This is a genomic window from Oricola sp., from assembly GCF_022763245.1.
In the GTDB taxonomy this organism is placed as follows: Bacteria; Pseudomonadota; Alphaproteobacteria; order Rhizobiales; family Rhizobiaceae; genus Oricola.
This window is the reverse complement of sequence record NZ_JALEGV010000032.1, coordinates 263472-279003: the sequence shown is the minus strand read 5'-3', so window position 1 is coordinate 279003 and position 15532 is coordinate 263472. Positions and strand designations below refer to the sequence as shown.

General features: G+C 65.7%; 14 protein-coding genes. 8 read left to right on the top strand and 6 right to left on the bottom strand.

Annotation, left to right across the window (positions count from 1 at the left end; genetic code table 11):
* Positions 1 to 120 precede the first annotated feature (120 nt).
* The 3 genes from MRY80_RS15100 to xylF all read right to left on the bottom strand — a co-directional run bounded on the left by MRY80_RS15100 (position 121) and on the right by xylF (position 3311).
* Positions 121 to 891, bottom strand: coding sequence for an ATP-binding cassette domain-containing protein (locus MRY80_RS15100; protein WP_293291863.1), 771 nt, complete (start codon positions 889 to 891; stop codon positions 121 to 123).
* Entirely contained in the window at positions 888 to 2189 is a 1302-nt protein-coding gene (locus tag MRY80_RS15095) for a sugar ABC transporter permease (RefSeq protein ID WP_293291862.1), read from the bottom strand. Before MRY80_RS15095 ends, MRY80_RS15100 begins: the two co-directional genes overlap by 4 nt.
* Positions 2190 to 2276: 87 nt before the next feature.
* Positions 2277 to 3311 (bottom strand): D-xylose ABC transporter substrate-binding protein, encoded by a 1035-nt coding sequence (xylF, locus tag MRY80_RS15090; protein WP_293291861.1) that lies wholly within the window; start codon positions 3309 to 3311, stop codon positions 2277 to 2279.
* 205 nt (positions 3312 to 3516) lie between these two features.
* Here xylF and MRY80_RS15085 point away from each other — a divergent pair, with 205 nt between their 5' ends.
* From MRY80_RS15085 to MRY80_RS15070, 4 genes are all read left to right on the top strand, one after another.
* On the top strand, positions 3517 to 4728 hold the full coding sequence (locus tag MRY80_RS15085; RefSeq protein ID WP_293291860.1) for an ROK family protein: 1212 nt from the start codon (positions 3517 to 3519) through the stop codon (positions 4726 to 4728).
* A complete protein-coding gene (locus tag MRY80_RS15080; RefSeq protein WP_293291859.1) occupies positions 4664 to 6148 on the top strand; it encodes a di-heme oxidoredictase family protein in 1485 nt (494 codons plus the stop codon). The genes MRY80_RS15085 and MRY80_RS15080 overlap by 65 nt, the downstream gene beginning before the upstream one ends.
* Positions 6145 to 7797, top strand: a complete 1653-nt coding sequence (locus MRY80_RS15075; RefSeq protein ID WP_293291858.1) for a CRTAC1 family protein — start codon at positions 6145 to 6147, stop codon at positions 7795 to 7797. The genes MRY80_RS15080 and MRY80_RS15075 overlap by 4 nt, the downstream gene beginning before the upstream one ends.
* A 162-nt stretch (positions 7798 to 7959) precedes the next feature.
* Positions 7960 to 9102, top strand: a complete 1143-nt coding sequence (locus MRY80_RS15070) for a M48 family metalloprotease (protein ID WP_293291857.1) — start codon at positions 7960 to 7962, stop codon at positions 9100 to 9102.
* 59 nt (positions 9103 to 9161) lie between these two features.
* Here MRY80_RS15070 and MRY80_RS15065 read toward each other — a convergent pair whose 3' ends face one another.
* Positions 9162 to 10376 (bottom strand): MFS transporter, encoded by a 1215-nt coding sequence (locus MRY80_RS15065; protein WP_293291856.1) that lies wholly within the window; start codon positions 10374 to 10376, stop codon positions 9162 to 9164.
* A 191-nt stretch (positions 10377 to 10567) separates the two neighbouring features.
* Here MRY80_RS15065 and MRY80_RS15060 point away from each other — a divergent pair, with 191 nt between their 5' ends.
* A complete protein-coding gene (locus MRY80_RS15060; protein ID WP_293291855.1) occupies positions 10568 to 11326 on the top strand; it encodes a metallophosphoesterase family protein in 759 nt (252 codons plus the stop codon).
* Between the two features lie 105 nt (positions 11327 to 11431).
* Positions 11432 to 12328: a YghX family hydrolase gene (yghX, locus tag MRY80_RS15055; protein ID WP_293291854.1), complete on the top strand. Its 897-nt coding sequence runs from the start codon at positions 11432 to 11434 to the stop codon at positions 12326 to 12328.
* Between the two features lie 32 nt (positions 12329 to 12360).
* Here the strand turns inward: yghX and MRY80_RS15050 are convergent, their stop codons facing one another.
* Positions 12361 to 13260, bottom strand: coding sequence for an AraC family transcriptional regulator (locus tag MRY80_RS15050; RefSeq protein WP_293291853.1), 900 nt, complete (start codon positions 13258 to 13260; stop codon positions 12361 to 12363).
* Positions 13261 to 13413: 153 nt separating this feature from the next.
* Here MRY80_RS15050 and MRY80_RS15045 point away from each other — a divergent pair, with 153 nt between their 5' ends.
* Together MRY80_RS15045 and MRY80_RS15040 are read left to right on the top strand one after the other, a co-directional pair.
* On the top strand, positions 13414 to 14115 hold the full coding sequence (locus tag MRY80_RS15045) for an SDR family oxidoreductase (RefSeq protein WP_293291852.1): 702 nt from the start codon (positions 13414 to 13416) through the stop codon (positions 14113 to 14115).
* Between the two features lie 2 nt (positions 14116 to 14117).
* Positions 14118 to 14318: a hypothetical protein gene (locus MRY80_RS15040; protein ID WP_293291851.1), complete on the top strand. Its 201-nt coding sequence runs from the start codon at positions 14118 to 14120 to the stop codon at positions 14316 to 14318.
* 16 nt (positions 14319 to 14334) lie between these two features.
* Here MRY80_RS15040 and MRY80_RS15035 read toward each other — a convergent pair whose 3' ends face one another.
* The gene (locus MRY80_RS15035) at positions 14335 to 15495 is read right to left on the bottom strand and encodes a sialidase family protein (protein WP_293291850.1); all 1161 of its coding nucleotides are present in this window, start codon (positions 15493 to 15495) and stop codon (positions 14335 to 14337) included.
* Between the last annotated feature and the right edge of the window lie 37 nt (positions 15496 to 15532).

The window sequence follows — 15532 nt, the reverse complement described above, 5'->3', positions numbered from 1 at the left end:
CACCATAAGCTTGCACTGCCATGGCAGGCAAGCAAATGAGATTCTTGTATAAATCTTTTCGAGCAGAAATGGTCGGCACGCGGCAAGATGTCACTCCCTGCCGCGCGCGAATGCAGTGCGTCAGGAAAGAGCGCCCGGTCCCGGGATGCCCTGCGGCGGGCATTTGCCCGCGATGATCATGCCGAGCATGTCGTCTTCGGAGACTTCATCCACCTTCACGGTGCCGACGAGTTGGCCGTTCTTCATGACATTGGCCCGGTCACACAGCAGTTTGACCTGGTGGATGTCGTGGTCGATCAACAGGATGCCGATTCCCTCGGACTTCAGCTGTTCGATCAGTTCGGCGACCATGCGGGTCTCCTGCACGCCGAGCGCGGCGGTCGGCTCGTCCATGATCAGGATCTTCGCGTTGAAGTAGACCGCCCGCGCGATCGCGACGGACTGGCGCTGGCCGCCGGAAAGCCCCGCCACCGGCGTGTGGAAACGCCGGAAATTGGGGTTGAGGCGGCCCATGATCTTGCGCGTCTCCGCTTCCATCTTGGCGTCGTCGACGAAGCCCAGCGGCGACACGAGTTCGCGGCCGAGGAAAAGGTTGGAGGCGGCGTCCAGATTGTCGGCGAGCGCCAGATACTGGTAGATGGTCTCGATCTGGTAATTGCGCGCGTCGCGCGGATTGTTGATCGTGGCCTTCTCGCCATTGATCCAGATCTCGCCCTCGTCGCGCTCCAGCGCGCCCGACAGCATCTTCATCAGCACCGACTTGCCGGCGCCGTTGTGGCCGAGAACGCCGACGACCTCGCCCGGGTTCAGATCGATGGTGACATGGTCGACGGCCTTGATGCCGCCGAACGACTTGACCATGTCGCGCATTTCGACAAGCGGGGCCGTCATGTTTTGTCTCCGGTGCGGCGGCGATAGACGATGTCGATATAGACGGCGAGAACAAGCACCATGCCGACGACGATGTTCTGGTAGGGCGCGTCGACGCCGACCATGGCCATGCCCGATTGCAGGCTCTGCATGATCAGCGCGCCGAGGATGGCGCCGTAGATGGTGCCCATGCCGCCGGACAGCGCCGTGCCGCCGATCACCGCGGCGGCGATGACGCGCAGTTCGTCCAGCGTGCCGATGTCGTTGGAATGGAAGGTCTGGCGCGACGAGGCGACGATGGCCGAGATCGCGCACAATACGCCCATCATGGCGAAGACCTTGACGGTCAGCATCCGCGTGTTGATGCCGGCAAGCACCGCCGCTTCCGGATTGCCGCCCGTGGCGAAGATGTAGCGGCCGAGCCGCGTGCGCCGCGCCACAACCGTCATGACGATCGCGATCACGATCAGGAGCAGCACGGAGATCGGGATGCCGTAGCCCATGACGAGGCCCTCGGGCATCACCTCCCCGCGCGCCTCGAAGATGCGCTCGAGGCGGCGCTCGGGGATTTCGTAGGCGTTGAGGATGGCGACGAAACCGACGATGACGGCGGCGATGATCGCGCCCAGAGCCAGTTCGGCCCAGACCGGCTTGACCGGAAACTCATGCGCCACCTTGGCCCTGCGCGATTGCCACAGCGCGTAGAAGGAGGCGAGGATCGCGCCTGCGGCGAACACCCAGCTCCAGGTCTCGCCCAGCGTGCCGTTGATGCCGCCGAAGAGCTGGAAATTCTCGTCGAGCGGTCCGATCGTCTGGCCCTTCGTCAGGTGCCAGGCGACGTTTCGCCAGACCAGGTAGCCGCCCAGCGTGACGATGAAGGCGGGAATGGTGAGATAGCCGACCATCCAGCCCTGGAAGGCGCCGATGATGAGCCCCGCCAGAATGCCGACGACGATGGCGATCGGCGCCGTGGCGGGATGGTTCAGCCCCAGGCCCAGCCAGTCCGGCGTGACGACGGTCTGCATCATCGCCATGATGGCCGAACAGGTCGCCAGCAGCGCGCCGACCGAGAGGTCGATGTGGCGGGTCACGATCACGAACACCATCCCCGTCGCCATGATCGCCACCGAGGCGGTCTGGATCGTCAGGTTGAAGATGTTGCGCGGCGTCATGAAACGCCCGTCCGTCAGGACGTTGAAGATGAGGCAGATCACGATGAACGCGCCGATCATGCCGAGCAGGCGCGTATCGAGTTCGAGAGCGGCGATCAGGTTGCGCGACTTGGTCGGCGCGCTCTCGCCGGAGGTTGTGTCGGTCATGGCCGTCTTCCGGGTGATCAGTAGCAAACGTCCCCGCCGTCAGGCGGCGGGAACGCGATTTGCATCATGCGTAACAGCGGGAACCCGTCAGTTACAGGGGGACGGACCGCCCTCGACGCCCTGGCAGAGATCGTCCTTGGAGATCCAGCCAGCGTCAACGACGAGGTCGAGGTTCTCCGCGGTGATCGGAACCGGAGCCAGGAACTTGGCGGTCATGGTCGTGCCGGACGGAGAGGTCCACTCGGCCGAGCCTTCCACGTCGCCCATCATCGAGCCGCCGGCCATGGCGGTGGCGATTTCACCGGCTGCCTTGCCGAGATCGCGCGCGTCCTTCCAGACGGACACGGTCTGGGTGCCCTTGGCAACGCGGTTCAGCGCCGCGTGGTCGCCATCCTGGCCGGAGACCGGGATGCCTTCCATGCCCTGCGCGGTCAGCGCCGCGACGACGCCGCCGGCGGTGCCGTCATTGGAAGCGACCACGGCGTCGACCTTGTTGTCGTTGGCCGTCAGGATCTGTTCCATGTTGCGCTGGGCGTTGGCCGGAAGCCAGCCGTCGGTGTAGGCCTCGCCGACGATGGTGATGTCACCGGCGTCGATCGCCGACTGCAGAACCTCCTGCTGACCGCCGCGAAGGAAGTCGGCGTTCGGATCGGTGGGCGAGCCCTTGATCATGACGTAGTTGCCCTTCGGCGCGGCCGCGAGAACGGCACGGGCCTGCATGCGGCCGACCTCGACATTGTCGAAGGTCAGGTAGAAGGCGCGGCTGTCTTCGATCAGGCGGTCATAGGCGATGACCGGAATGCCCTCGTCGGCAGCGGCCTGCACGGCCGGAATGATCGCCTGGGTGTCCTGGGCGAGCACGATCAGCGCGTCGACGCCCTGCGCCATCAGGCTTTCCACGTCGGAGAGCTGCTTGGCGGCGGACGACTGCGCGTCGGTGGAGATGTAGGTGTCCCCGGCAGCCTCGATGGCGCCCTTCATGGCCGCTTCATCGGTTTTCCAGCGCTCTTCCTGGAAGTTCGACCAGGAAACGCCGATCGTCTTTCCGTCAGCCCAGGCCGAACCGGCCATTGCAACGGACAGTACCGCGCCCGCGAGGAGCGCGCTCGTAAACTTCTTCATGTAAACCTCCCGGTGCATCGAAATGCAGATGTCAAAGGGCCGGGTCCTCCGCGGCCCGCCGATGAAGCTTTAATTCAAGCCTCAAAAAAAATCGTGACTCAAAAGGGCTTGCATGTCAACATGAAACGAGTGCGATTAAGTTGCTGCAACGCAACATCTTTTTGCGCCGATCACCATATGCGACACGCCAAGGGAAAGGACCAGCATGGTGTTGCGCTCTGACGACATGCGCCGCCGCAACCGCCTGCGTATCATCGAGATCATACGCCGGAAGGGAGCGATCAGTCGCAGCGAGATCGCTCAGTCCGCGGCATTGAGCCCGGCCACCGTGTCCACCATTTCCAACGACCTGATCGCCGAGGGCGTGCTCATCGCGCGGGGCAGCGACACGCCGGCCAACAACGGCCGCGGGCGTCCGAGCGTCTATCTTTCCGTCAACCCGGCGTTCCGCCACGCGGTGCTGATCATCCTGAAGATCGGCGCGGTCAACATCTCCATCGTCGACTATGCCGGCGCGGTCGTTTCGCGCCGCAGCATCGAGCTCGATCTCGCCTGCATCGGCATGGAGGAACTGCGCCAGAGGCTGATCGCCGAGGTCCGCGACGCATGGGACGCCTCCGCGCCCGAAGGCGCGACGCTCGGTCGCATGTCCGTCGGCGTCCAGGGCGCCACCGACATCGCCGGCACGCTGATGCTCCGCTCGCCGATCACGGCGCTGACCGACATTCCCATCGCCCGCTGGCTGCACGAGGCGTTCGGCGCGCCGGTGCGGCTCGCCAATGACTGCGACCTCATCGCCCGCGCGCTCAACTGGCGCGACCCGGCGCGCTACAGCGACAATTTCGCCGCCATCCTGCTGGCGCACGGCGTCGGCATGGGTCTGTTCCTGCGCGGCAAGATCATCAACGGGACCAAATCCTCGGGCACCGAATTCGGCCACATGCTGCACCGTCCGGGCGGCGCGCTGTGCCGCTGCGGAGCGCGGGGCTGCATCGAGGCCAATGCCGGCGACTATGCCATCATGCGACGGTTTCGCGGCGATCCGCTCGACGCACCGCCGATGGTCCATGTCACGGCCGACGAAATTTCGGCAATCGCCGAGGCAGCGCGCGATGGCGATCCACTCGCCATGGAGGCGCTCGCTGCCGCAGGACGGGCGCTCGGGGCGGGATTGGCGGGCATATTCGCCCTGGTCGATCCCTTCCCCGTCGCGTTCGTCGGCCACGGCACGGCAGCGTTCGAGTTCATGGAACCGGCGCTGCGTGAAATTCTGGAGGAGTCCAATGCCCATGTCGCCAAGGATGTACCGATCGACCTCTACCGCGATGAAACGCCCTTCATCCTCGAAGGATGTGGCATCGACGCATTGTGCGAAATCGACGCGCAGCTCGCCGGCGGGATCGCCGAGCCGGCCTGAGCGCAAAGCCGCGAGGCGGCTCGCCTCCGCCCTGCCGGTCCTGCTCGCCCTCGCCGCGCCGGCGCTGGCGGGCGACGAGCCCTGGGCCGAACGCGCGATTGCCCGGCATGTCGACCAGTCCGCCCTGTCGGGCACGCTCGACCGCGACACGCTCACCGAGCTCGTGGACCGGGGCGAAGCGCTGTTTACAGCGAAATTCACCGAACTGGACGGCGCCGGCCGCAAGATGGCGACGCAGGCGATCATCCCCACCAAGCGCAAGCGCCCGCCCGACACGCTTTTCCAGCGCATCGCCGGCATGGACGCCAACGCCTGTTCGAGCTGCCACCGCGAACCGGTGACGGGCGGCGCGGGCGATTTCACGGTCAACGTCTTCGTCAATGAGGGCTTCGTGAACGCCGATTTCGACACCGTCGATCCGCAATTCTCCAACGAGCGCAACACCAACCACCTGATGGGCGCGGGGCTCGTCGAATTGCTGGCCCGCGAAATGTCAGCCGACCTGCAGGCGATCCGGCGCGACGCGCTGCGCAAGGCCCGCGACACCGGCGAGGCTGTGACCGCCGACCTCGTCACCAAGGGCGTGCATTTCGGCAAGGTGACCGCCCAACCGGACGGCATCCTCGACCTGCGCCAGATCGACGGCGTCGATACAGACCTCGTCATCCGGCCGTTCAGCCAGAAGGGCGTGATGACGTCTCTGCGCCAGTTCGCCATCAATGCGATGAACCAGCATCACGGCATGCAGGCGACCGAGCGTTTCGGGGCGCGCTGGACCGGCGAGACCGATTTCGACGAGGACGGCCATGCCGACGAACTGACCGAAGGCGACATTTCCGCCCTGGTCGCCTGGCAGGCGACCCTGCCGCCGCCGATCGCCGAGACGCCGGACGACCCCGCCTGGCGCGAAGCCGCCGCCCGGGGCAGCGCGCATTTCGACACGATCGGCTGCAATGCCTGCCACCTGCGCGCGCTGCCGCTCGAAAGTCTCGCCTTCGCCGATCCCGGCCCGTTCGACGCCGCCGGGACGCTGCGCGGCGGCGAGGCCGACGCCGTGACCTACGACCTGGCCCTGACCGACTGGGCCGACACGCTGGAGCGCAATGCCGACGGCGACTACCTGATCCCGACCTTCGGCGACCTGAAGCGCCACGTGATCACCGACCGGCAGGTCGCCGCGCTCGGCAACGAGTTGCTCGGGCAGCGTTTCGTCGAGCGCAACGAGTTCCAGACCTCCGAATTGTGGGGCGTGGCCTCGACGTCCCCCTACGGCCATCGCGGCGACTTCACGACGCTCGACGGCGTCATCCGCGCCCATGGCGGCGACGCGCGGGCCTCGCGCGACGCCTATCTCGATCTGGCCGAGGACGAACGCAGCGCCCTCATCGCGTTCCTCAAGACCCTGGTGATCCCGCAATGACCCGCTTGTCTTTCGCACTCTGCCTGACCGGCCTCGTCCTGACCGCGCCGGCCACGGCCGAGGATGGGCCCGCCGATCTGCCGATGGATGTGCCCGTGATGGTCGAGGAGGCGCTGGCCGCCGGCATCGACCATCAATACACCGGGCCGTGGGAATATTTCGTCGGCGGCGGAGCGGCCGCCTTCGACTGCAATGGCGACCGCATGCCGGACCTCGCTTTTGCCGGCGGAACCTCCAGGGCCAGCCTCTATGTCAATCGCAGCGCGATCGGCGGCGAATTGCAATTCGCAGAGAAGCCGGACGCCCTGCCGGAAGACGCGCGCGACCATGTGACGGGTCTCTATCCGCTCGACATCGACAATGACGGCTACCGCGACCTGGTGGTCCTGCGCGTCGGCGAGAACATCCTCCTGAAGGGCGGGCCGGATTGCAGCTTCACCGAGGCCAACCGCGCCTTCGCCTTCGACGGCGGGCGCGCATGGTCGACGGCCTTCGCCGCGACCTTCGAGCCGCATCTGCCCTTCCCGACGCTCGCCTTCGGCAACTATGTCGACCGCTCCGCGCCGGGATCTCCCTGGGGCACCTGCCACGACAACGTTCTGCTGCGGCCGCAAGGCCCCGGCGGCGAGCGCCCGGACTATTCGGAGCCGAACGTGCTGACGCCCGGCTATTGCGCGCTGTCCATGCTCTTCACCGACTGGAACCGCTCCGGCGAACCGGCACTCAGGATCACCAATGACCGGCAATATTATCGCGAGGGCCAGGAACAGCTGTGGCGCGTCTCGCCGGATCGCCCGCCGCGCCCCTATCGCCGTTCCGACGGCTGGCGGCGGGTGCAGATCTGGGGCATGGGCATCGCCGAGGCCGACCTCAACGCCGACGGCTTTCCCGAATATGCGCTCACCTCGATGGGCGACACCAAGCTGCAGACGCTGGACGACGAGGCCGAGCACGACCGCCCCGTCTATCGCGACATCGCCTTCGACAATGGCGCGACGGCCCACCGGCCCTATACCGGCGAAGACCTCAAGCCATCGACGGGCTGGCACGCGGAATTCTCCGATTTCAACAATGACGGCCGGCTGGACCTGTTCATCGCCAAGGGCAATGTGCAGCAGATGCAGGATTTCGCCGCCTACGACCCGGACAACCTGCTGCTTGGCAAGGCCGAAGGCGGGTTCACGGAAGCGGGCGACAAGGCGGGCATCGCCCTGCCCCGGCGCGGCCGCGGCGCGGCTGTCGCCGACTTCAACATGGACGGCATGCTCGACCTCGCCGTCGTCAACCGCGAGGCGCCGGTGAGCCTGTTCCGCAATGCCGGCGGACGCACCGAGACGGGCACCCGGCCGATGGGCAACTGGCTGGAGATCGAATTGCGCCAGAACGGCGTCAACCGCGACGCGATCGGCGCGACCGTCACGGTCAAGTCCGGCAACGAGACCCGCACCCGCAAACTGCGCGTCGGCGGCGGCCACGCCTCGGGCTCGGCCGGCTTCGTCCATGTCGGCACCGGCACGGCCGAACGCGCCCAGATTCGCGTGCAATGGCCGGACGGCGAATGGTCCGCCCCGTTCCGCGTCTTCGCCAACAATTTCGTGGTGATCGAACGCGGCGCGACGTCGGCGCAGTATTGGTATCCGGTGGAGTGATCATACTGAACACTGGCCTCGAGGGAACATTCACCGCCCTCTGTACTGAATATGCAGGAGAATGAGGAAGTCTTAGCGCTTCTGCACGGCAAAGCTGCAAGTTGACACGCAGTCGACAGCGTGATTCGACTCTCACAGAGCGGCAGAGGGAACGAGTCCGTCATGGCGGATAGATGGTTCGACCGGGTGAAGTTGCGCGTTGCGGAAGCGCAATACGACCGGATCGCAACCGCCTCCGAGCGCGATCTTCGCCCTCGCCCGTCCGCAAGCACTGTGATCGCCATCGCCCTTTCGCTGGCAATTCTCGCTGTGCCGCCTCTGATAGCGGCGCTGGGCGTCTGGCTGATCTTCTGGTCCGGTTTTGCGGTGATCGCGGCGATCATCGGTCTTCTGCTTTTGGTCATGGCTTGGGGAATGCTGCCGCCCGTGAATCGGCTGGGCGCAGAGCCACTGGGCCGTAGCGACATGCCTGCGCTGTTCGGCCTGGTCGATGCACTTGCCGACAACATGGGTGCCCCCAGGATTGACGGTCTGCACATCGATCCCTGCTACAATGCGTTCATCGGCCGTTTTGGCCGGCGACGCCGTCGTATCCTCGGAATTGGGCTTGCCCTTTGGCAGGTCTTGGAGCCCGAAGAGCGGGTCTCGCTGCTGGCTCACGAACTGGCGCACGAGATGAATGGCGATCCCGCACGTTTGATGATCATCTCGGGCGCCCGGCACACGCTGGTCGCCTGGATTGAAATGTTGGTTCCGGATGGACGATTCGTTGGTCTTGCGCAGCTTGACAATGATTCGGCGGTGCCTCTGGCCCGACAGCTGATGCTGGCCGTAGCGTGGTTGCTGACACTTGCGTTTCGGGCACATTGGCTCTTGCACATGCAGCTTTCGCAGCGTGCCGAATATTATGCAGACCTCCTTGCAGCACACGCCGCCGGGACTGCGGCGGAACGGCGTTCGTTGGCGAAACTTGCGCTGCGCCCGTTCGTCCGCTCACACATCGTTCGCCTGCCGGGCCAACGCGAGGGTGCCGGACACGTGCTGCTGGCAGGACTGAACGCGGCAGTGAGTTCGGTTCCGGCGAACGAGCGCGCTCGGCTCTTTGCCCGCATGGAAGAGGAGCGGCTGTCCGTAGATGCGAGCCATCCGCCGACAGTCTACCGACTGCGTTTTCTGGAGCGCCATGCGGACCTGTCGGGCACGTTCAGCGACGACACTGTCGATTGGGACGCGATTGCAGCCGAGATCGAGCCGTTTCTGGAGCCGTATGGCCAAGCCCTGCTGGACGATCCGGATTTGTTCTAGCCTCCCGTATCGCGGGGAAAGTGCACGGTGTATTCGCGACAACGCCGCGATGGCCAATTTCACGCACTGACCGCCCGCAGCCGCGGGCCGCGCGTCTTCATGTAGAGCGTGCCGACCACGACGAGGTTGATCGCGGCGGCGTAGGCGGCGATGGCGTAGGCGAGCGAGTATTCTCCCGTCAGGTCGAACAGGAAGCCGCCGAGATAGCCGCCATTGGCGTGGCCGATCCAGCCGAAGAGGCTGACGACCGCCATGGCCGAGGCGCGGCGGGACGGATGGATGAGCGTGGCGATCGACACCAGAACGCCCGTCATCACGCCGGCATAGCCGAACCCGTAGACCGCGGCGTAGAGGTAGAAATCCGTCAGCGTGTCCATCCACATGAAGCCGTAGACGAGCAGGCCCATCCATGCCGTCGCGGTCATGTAGGCGGGCAGCGCGCCGATGATGTCGGCCAGCTTGCCGAACGCCACCCGGCCGGCGATCGCCACCATCAGCATCAGGAAGATGACGCTGCTCGCCTCCTCCAGCGCGAAGCCGCGGTCCTGGCAGAGCGGCACGAGATGCATGAGCGGGACGGACATGCAGGTGCAGCACAGCAGGATCGCGAGGCTCATCGCCGGGATCACCAGCCGCGCGGGCGGATAGGTCTTCTCCTGCGCGACCTGGGCCGAGGCGCCCTTTGCGGACATCGCCGGCGACTGGCGCAGCAGCAGCGAAAGCGGCACCAGCACGACGAGCATCACCACACCGGTGATCCCGAGCGCACCGCTGATGCCGAACTGTCCGATCAGGTAGGACGACGCGAACGGCACACCGCCCTGCCCCAGCGCCTGCCCGCCCGACGCGATGCCAATGGCCAGTCCGGCCCCGACCGGAAACCAGTTGCCGACCGAAGCCATGATCGGCGGGAAGATCGCGGCCGCGCCGAAGAAGCCGGCGAGAAACATCAGTCCGTAGAAGTGCCAAAGGGCACCGGCGAGCGATGCGGCCAGATAGCACGCGCCGATGGCGACCGCGCCGAACAGGACGACCGGACGGGTTCCCCGCCGGTCCGCCTGCGGCCCCATGATCAGGCCGCCCGCGGCGAGACCGACGATCCCCGCGACATTGATCAGCGCGATGTCGCCGCGCTCCCAGCCATAGGCCTCCTGCATCGGCACGACGAAGGCCGACATTCCGTTGACGATGGATCCCATCGAGATGGCCAGGATCAGGGCGGACGCGAAGACGATGGTCCAGCGATATGGCGACAAGTGGTCCGTGTTCGACATGTCCTCTCCCCCCGCGCGCGCCCGCAAGATTACCTAACGTAATGATAGCATCGGTCGCACCTGCGGCCAAACCGCCCTTACCTCAAGCATCATAGCAGGCGAAAGCACAAGCAACGATGGCACTCGGGCCGGGACGCAAGCGAGACGCAAATCCGGCTTGGCAGGATTTGGCGGCGCTGTAGTGTGTGCCCATGACAGAGTTCGACGCCAGAAAATTCGCCGTCATCGCCGACATCCACGGCAATTCGGACGCCTTGATCGCCGTGCTCTCCGACATCGACGCGCAAGGCATCGCGAGCATCGTCAATCTCGGAGACCATCTGAGCGGACCGCTCGCGGCGCGCGAGACGATCGAGATCCTGATGGCGCGCGACATGATCTGCATTCGCGGCAATCACGACCGCTGGCTCGTCGAAACCGATCCCGAGGAGATGGGCCCCTCGGACCGCATCGCGTATGACGAGTTGGAGGACCGCCACCTCGAATGGCTGCGCGCGTTGCCGCCGACCCGGCTCCTCGCGGACGACGTCTTTCTGTGTCACGGAACCCCGGCGAGCGACACGACCTACTGGTTCGAGCGCGTGGCGCCGGACGGCGGCGTGCTGATCCGGCCGGAGGCGGACATAGCCGCCGAAGCGGCCGGCATCGCCGCGAGCCTTCTGCTGTGCGGGCACTCGCACCTGCCGAGGCGCGTGGATCTCGCCGACGGTCGCACCGTCCTCAATCCGGGGAGCGTCGGCTGTCCGGGTTACGTCGATGACGAGCCCTATCCCCACGCCATGCAGACCGGCACGCCGGCGGCCTGCTACGCCATCGTGGAAAGGCGTCCCGAGGGCTGGATGACATCCTTCCGGCACGTGCCCTACGACACCGCGCGCATGGCGGGCCTCGCCCGTGAGCGCAACCGTCCGAACTGGGCCAGATCCGTCGCGACCGGCTGGGTGAAATAGGCGCGATCCGCCGTCCGTCCAGCCCCGCTTCCCTCACGAAATGTTCAAGACGGGAAACCATGTGGTGCTGGTATTCTGGGACCCTCGGAAGAGAGGAGCCCCCCGATGAACACGCATGACCGCAGATTGACCGCGAAGGACTTCAGTCCCGAGCTTCTGGAACTCTACGACTTCTATGCCCACGGCATCATCACCAAGCGAGAATTCCTCGATCGCGCCGGCAAATTCGCCGTCGGCGGCCTGACGGCCGCGGCGATCCTGTCGCTGATGAGCCCCGATTATGCGCTGGCCGAACAGGTGAGCTTCAACGATCCCGACATCAAGGCCGAATGGATCACCTACCCCTCCCCGAACGGCCACGGCGAGATGCGCGCCTATCTGGTTCGCCCGACCGCGATGGAGATGGCGCCCGGCGTCGTCGTGGTGCACGAGAATCGTGGCCTCAACCCCTATATCCAGGACGTGGCCCGCCGCGTCGCCAAGGCCGGCTTCATCGCCATGGCGCCCGACGGGCTGACGCCGATGGGCGGCTATCCGGGCAATGACGAAGCCGGCCGCGAGTTGCAGCGGCAGGTCGACGGCGAGAAGCTGATGAACGATTTCTTCGCCGCCGTCGAATTCCTGATGGCGCATGAGTCCGTTGCCGGAAAGGTCGGCATCACCGGGTTCTGCTATGGCGGCGGTGTCGCCAATGCCGCGGCCGTCGCCTATCCCGAACTCGGTGCCGCCGTGCCCTTCTACGGACGCCAGGCGGACGCCGCCGACGTGGAGCGGATTCAGGCACCGCTGCTGTTGCACTACGGAGCGCTCGACGAACGCGTCAATGCCGGGTGGCCGGCCTATGAGGAGGCGCTGAAGGCAGCCGGCAAGACCTACGAGGCCTATTTCTACGAGGACGCCAACCATGGCTTCCACAACGATTCCACGCCCCGCTACGACGAGGAAGCAGCCGAACTCGCCTGGACCCGCACGATCGACTGGTTCAAGCGGCATCTCGGCTGAACAGGCTGTGGCGCGACGACGGAAACCCGATCCTAGGCCGGGTTCGAAGCCGTCAGGGGCGTTGCCTGGCGGCTGGGAGGCAGGCCGAACTTGCGGCTGTAGTCGCGGCTGAAATGGGTCGGGCTTTCATAGCCGACGGCAAATGCGACCTGGGACACTGTTCGGCTCCGGTCGACCAGCAGGGCCTTCGCCTCGATCAGGCGGAGGTCCTTTTGATATTGCAGCGGCGTCGTGCCGGTCACCGTGCGGAAATGCTCGTGAAACGACGACGCGCTCATGCCTGCGGTCCTGGCGAGATCCGTGACGCTGAGCGGAGACCGAAACTCCGCCCGCACCTTTCGAATGGCCTTGGCGACGCGGCTGGCATGGCTGTCCGCGACGAGCAGGTCGCGCAGCATCGTTCCAATCGATGACACAAGCAGGCGATAATGGATCTCGCGCCGGATGGAAGGACCGAGAACGCGCGCGTCCAGCGGATTGTCCATCAGTTCGAAATACCGGATCAGCGGTTCGAGCCAACTCTCCTCGGCACGCCCCTTCGACAGCGACCGGCGCCGAGTCTCGGGCACCGGCGCGTCGGCGACCTGTTCATAGAGGCTGCGCACGAGGCTGAGATCGAGCGACAGCACGACGGCGAGATAGGGAACGTCGGCGCTCGCCTCGATGATGCGGGAGACCACCGGCAGGTCGTGACTGACCAGCAGCGCATCCCCGCGCCGCAGCGACACCGTCTGGTCGCCAATCGACGTGACCTTGCTCCCCTGAAGGATCAGGCAGACGACCGGCTCGTAGATCGCGGCCTCGATATCGCTCGGCGCCTGCCGGCGAAGGACGGATAGGCCCGGCGGCAAATCCTTCGCTTCTCCGGAGATACCGTTGAAATGGCGGCCGCAGAGGTCGGTCAGCCGCGAAAGATCGATCTGTGTTTCCATGCCGGTCGTCCTATCACGCTTTGCTTCCACGGACACCGGATCGTCGCTCGAATCGGAGGAATTGGCAGACCTCGCGGAGGATGAGGCAGGCGCGGGACGACGTCGCCGGGTACGTGTTCCGACAGATGCACCGACGGAGAAAGGGAGCGCCTCATGTCGTCCATTCAAACCCAGTTCCTCGACCTCACCGCCCATCATGCGCGCTATGACGCGATCGATCCGAAAGCGGGCCTCAAGGGCAGCGCGACGGACAAGGTCGTCTTCATCGCCGGCGCGTCACGCGGGATCGGTCAGGCCACTGCAGTCGCCTTCGCCGAGGCCGGCGCACGCGCGGTCTACATCACGGCTCGGTCGGAAGACGCGCTGAAGGAGACGCAAACACTGGTGCGCCAGGCCAACGCGGAAACGCAATGCGCCTATGCGGTCTGCGACGTCACCAGCGCCGAACAGGTCGAAGCCGCCGTCGCCGATTGCGTGGCGACGTTCGGCGGCATCGACGTCGCGGATGCGAATGCCGGCTATCTGGCCCCGTGGATGAAGATTGGCGAAACCGACCCGGAGAACTGGTGGCGCAGCTGGAAGGTCAATGTGCGGGGCGCCTATCACGTGATCCGCTTCACGCTGCCGCACCCGATCGAGCCCGCCGCAAAACGCGCGGCGCAAGGATCGAGCGGCGGCCATCTCATCGTGCTTTCGTCGATTGGCGCACAATTGCTGATGCCCGGTGCGTCGGACTACCAGACGTCGAAACACGCCATCAATCGGCTCTGCGAATTCGTCCAGAGCGATCACGACGAGGACGGCATAAGTGCTTCGCCATCCATCCGGGTGGCGTCGCCACCGATCTGGGGCTGAAGATGCCGGAAAGCCTGCACGCCTATCTCGATGACGAACCCGAACTGGCCGCCGGCTTCGCGGTCTGGCTTTGCTCCGGTCAGGCGGATTGGGCCAAGGGCCGCTATCTGGCCGCCACCTGGGATGTCGGCGAACTCGGCGCGATGAAGGAGGACATCCTGCGCGACGACCTGCTGGTCAACCGGCTGCGCGCCAAGCTGTGACGATCGGGACCGGGCCCTAGCCCCGGTCCAGCACCTCCACCGCCAGGATGGTCGGCATGTGCCTCGCGATCTCCTGCCAGCTGTCGCCCTCGTCGGTGCTCGCGAAGACCGAGCCGGAATTGGTGCCGAAATAGACGCCCGCCGGCTCTCGCCGGTCGCCGCCCATGGCCTGGCGCAGGACGGTGAAGAAACAGGCTTCCTGCGGCAGCCCCTCGCGCATCGCCTGCCAGTTCTGCCCGCCGTCGCGCGAGCGCCAGACGGCGGCCGCCGCGTCGGGCGGGAAACGGCCCTCCATGTCGCCATTGAGCGGCATCGTCCAGAGCGTTTCGGGATCGCTGGGATGGACCCGGATTGGAAATCCGAACGTGGACGGCAACCCTTCCGTGATGTCGTCCCAGCTGCGCCCGCCGTCGGCCGACCGCCAGACGCCGTGGTGGTTCTGCTGGTAGAGAAGATCGCCATCGCCCGGCGCGCGCATCATGTTGTGGACGCAATGGCCGGTCTCGCCGTCGCGCGGCCCCGCCGGATGATCGTGATGGCCGCAGGCCTCGGCGTTGGACAGGCGATTGCGACGCTCCCATGTCTCGCCGCCATCCTCGGTCGCAAACACGCCCGCAGCCGAGATGCCGATCCAGAGCTTTTTCGCATCGGCGGGATCGGACACGATCGTGTGCAGGACGAGACCGGCCGCGCCGGGGTTCCACGAGTCGGCGGAGGGATGGTTGGCCAGCCCTTCCAGATGCTCCCACGTCTTGCCGCCATCGGTGCTGGCAAGGAACCGCGCCGGCTTGGTGCCGGCATAGAGCGTGCCATGGGCGTAATGCAGCGACCAAATCTGGGAGAAATCCTCTCCGAAAGGCGGCGGCGTGTCCGTCCAGCCGATCATGGCGGCGAAATCCGGGTCGTTGGCGGCCCATTCGTCCATGGTGCCCTTGGTGAGCTTGGACAGTTCCCAGCTCTTGCCGCCATCTTCGGAGCGCCACACGCCGGCGCCGGACCAGTCCCCGCCTCCGCCGGCCCAGAGTGTGCCGGTCTCGGGATCACCGATGACATGGTTGATCGACCAGCCACCGCAGAATGGCCCCGAGACGGTCCATCCGCTGCGATCGCTGCCGCCAGAAACCAGAAATGCGCCCTTCGTGGTTCCGACCAGAACCGTGACATCGCCATCAGACATATGCGAATTCCTCCGTCTGCGCGGCAGACTAGCAGAA

Excerpts from the sequence above, each read along its gene's own strand:
- MRY80_RS15100 (WP_293291863.1), bottom strand. The coding sequence starts at position 891 with ATGACGGCCCCGCTTGTCGAAATGCGCGACATGGTCAAGTCGTTCGGC.
- MRY80_RS15095 (WP_293291862.1), bottom strand. The coding sequence starts at position 2,189 with ATGACCGACACAACCTCCGGCGAGAGCGCGCCGACCAAGTCGCGCAAC.
- xylF (WP_293291861.1), bottom strand. The coding sequence starts at position 3,311 with ATGAAGAAGTTTACGAGCGCGCTCCTCGCGGGCGCGGTACTGTCCGTT.
- MRY80_RS15085 (WP_293291860.1), top strand. The coding sequence starts at position 3,517 with ATGGTGTTGCGCTCTGACGACATGCGCCGCCGCAACCGCCTGCGTATC.
- MRY80_RS15075 (WP_293291858.1), top strand. The coding sequence starts at position 6,145 with ATGACCCGCTTGTCTTTCGCACTCTGCCTGACCGGCCTCGTCCTGACC.
- MRY80_RS15070 (WP_293291857.1), top strand. The coding sequence starts at position 7,960 with ATGGCGGATAGATGGTTCGACCGGGTGAAGTTGCGCGTTGCGGAAGCG.
- MRY80_RS15065 (WP_293291856.1), bottom strand. The coding sequence starts at position 10,376 with ATGTCGAACACGGACCACTTGTCGCCATATCGCTGGACCATCGTCTTC.
- MRY80_RS15060 (WP_293291855.1), top strand. The coding sequence starts at position 10,568 with ATGACAGAGTTCGACGCCAGAAAATTCGCCGTCATCGCCGACATCCAC.
- yghX (WP_293291854.1), top strand. The coding sequence starts at position 11,432 with ATGAACACGCATGACCGCAGATTGACCGCGAAGGACTTCAGTCCCGAG.
- MRY80_RS15050 (WP_293291853.1), bottom strand. The coding sequence starts at position 13,260 with ATGGAAACACAGATCGATCTTTCGCGGCTGACCGACCTCTGCGGCCGC.
- MRY80_RS15045 (WP_293291852.1), top strand. The coding sequence starts at position 13,414 with ATGTCGTCCATTCAAACCCAGTTCCTCGACCTCACCGCCCATCATGCG.
- MRY80_RS15040 (WP_293291851.1), top strand. The coding sequence starts at position 14,118 with ATGCCGGAAAGCCTGCACGCCTATCTCGATGACGAACCCGAACTGGCC.
- MRY80_RS15035 (WP_293291850.1), bottom strand. The coding sequence starts at position 15,495 with ATGTCTGATGGCGATGTCACGGTTCTGGTCGGAACCACGAAGGGCGCA.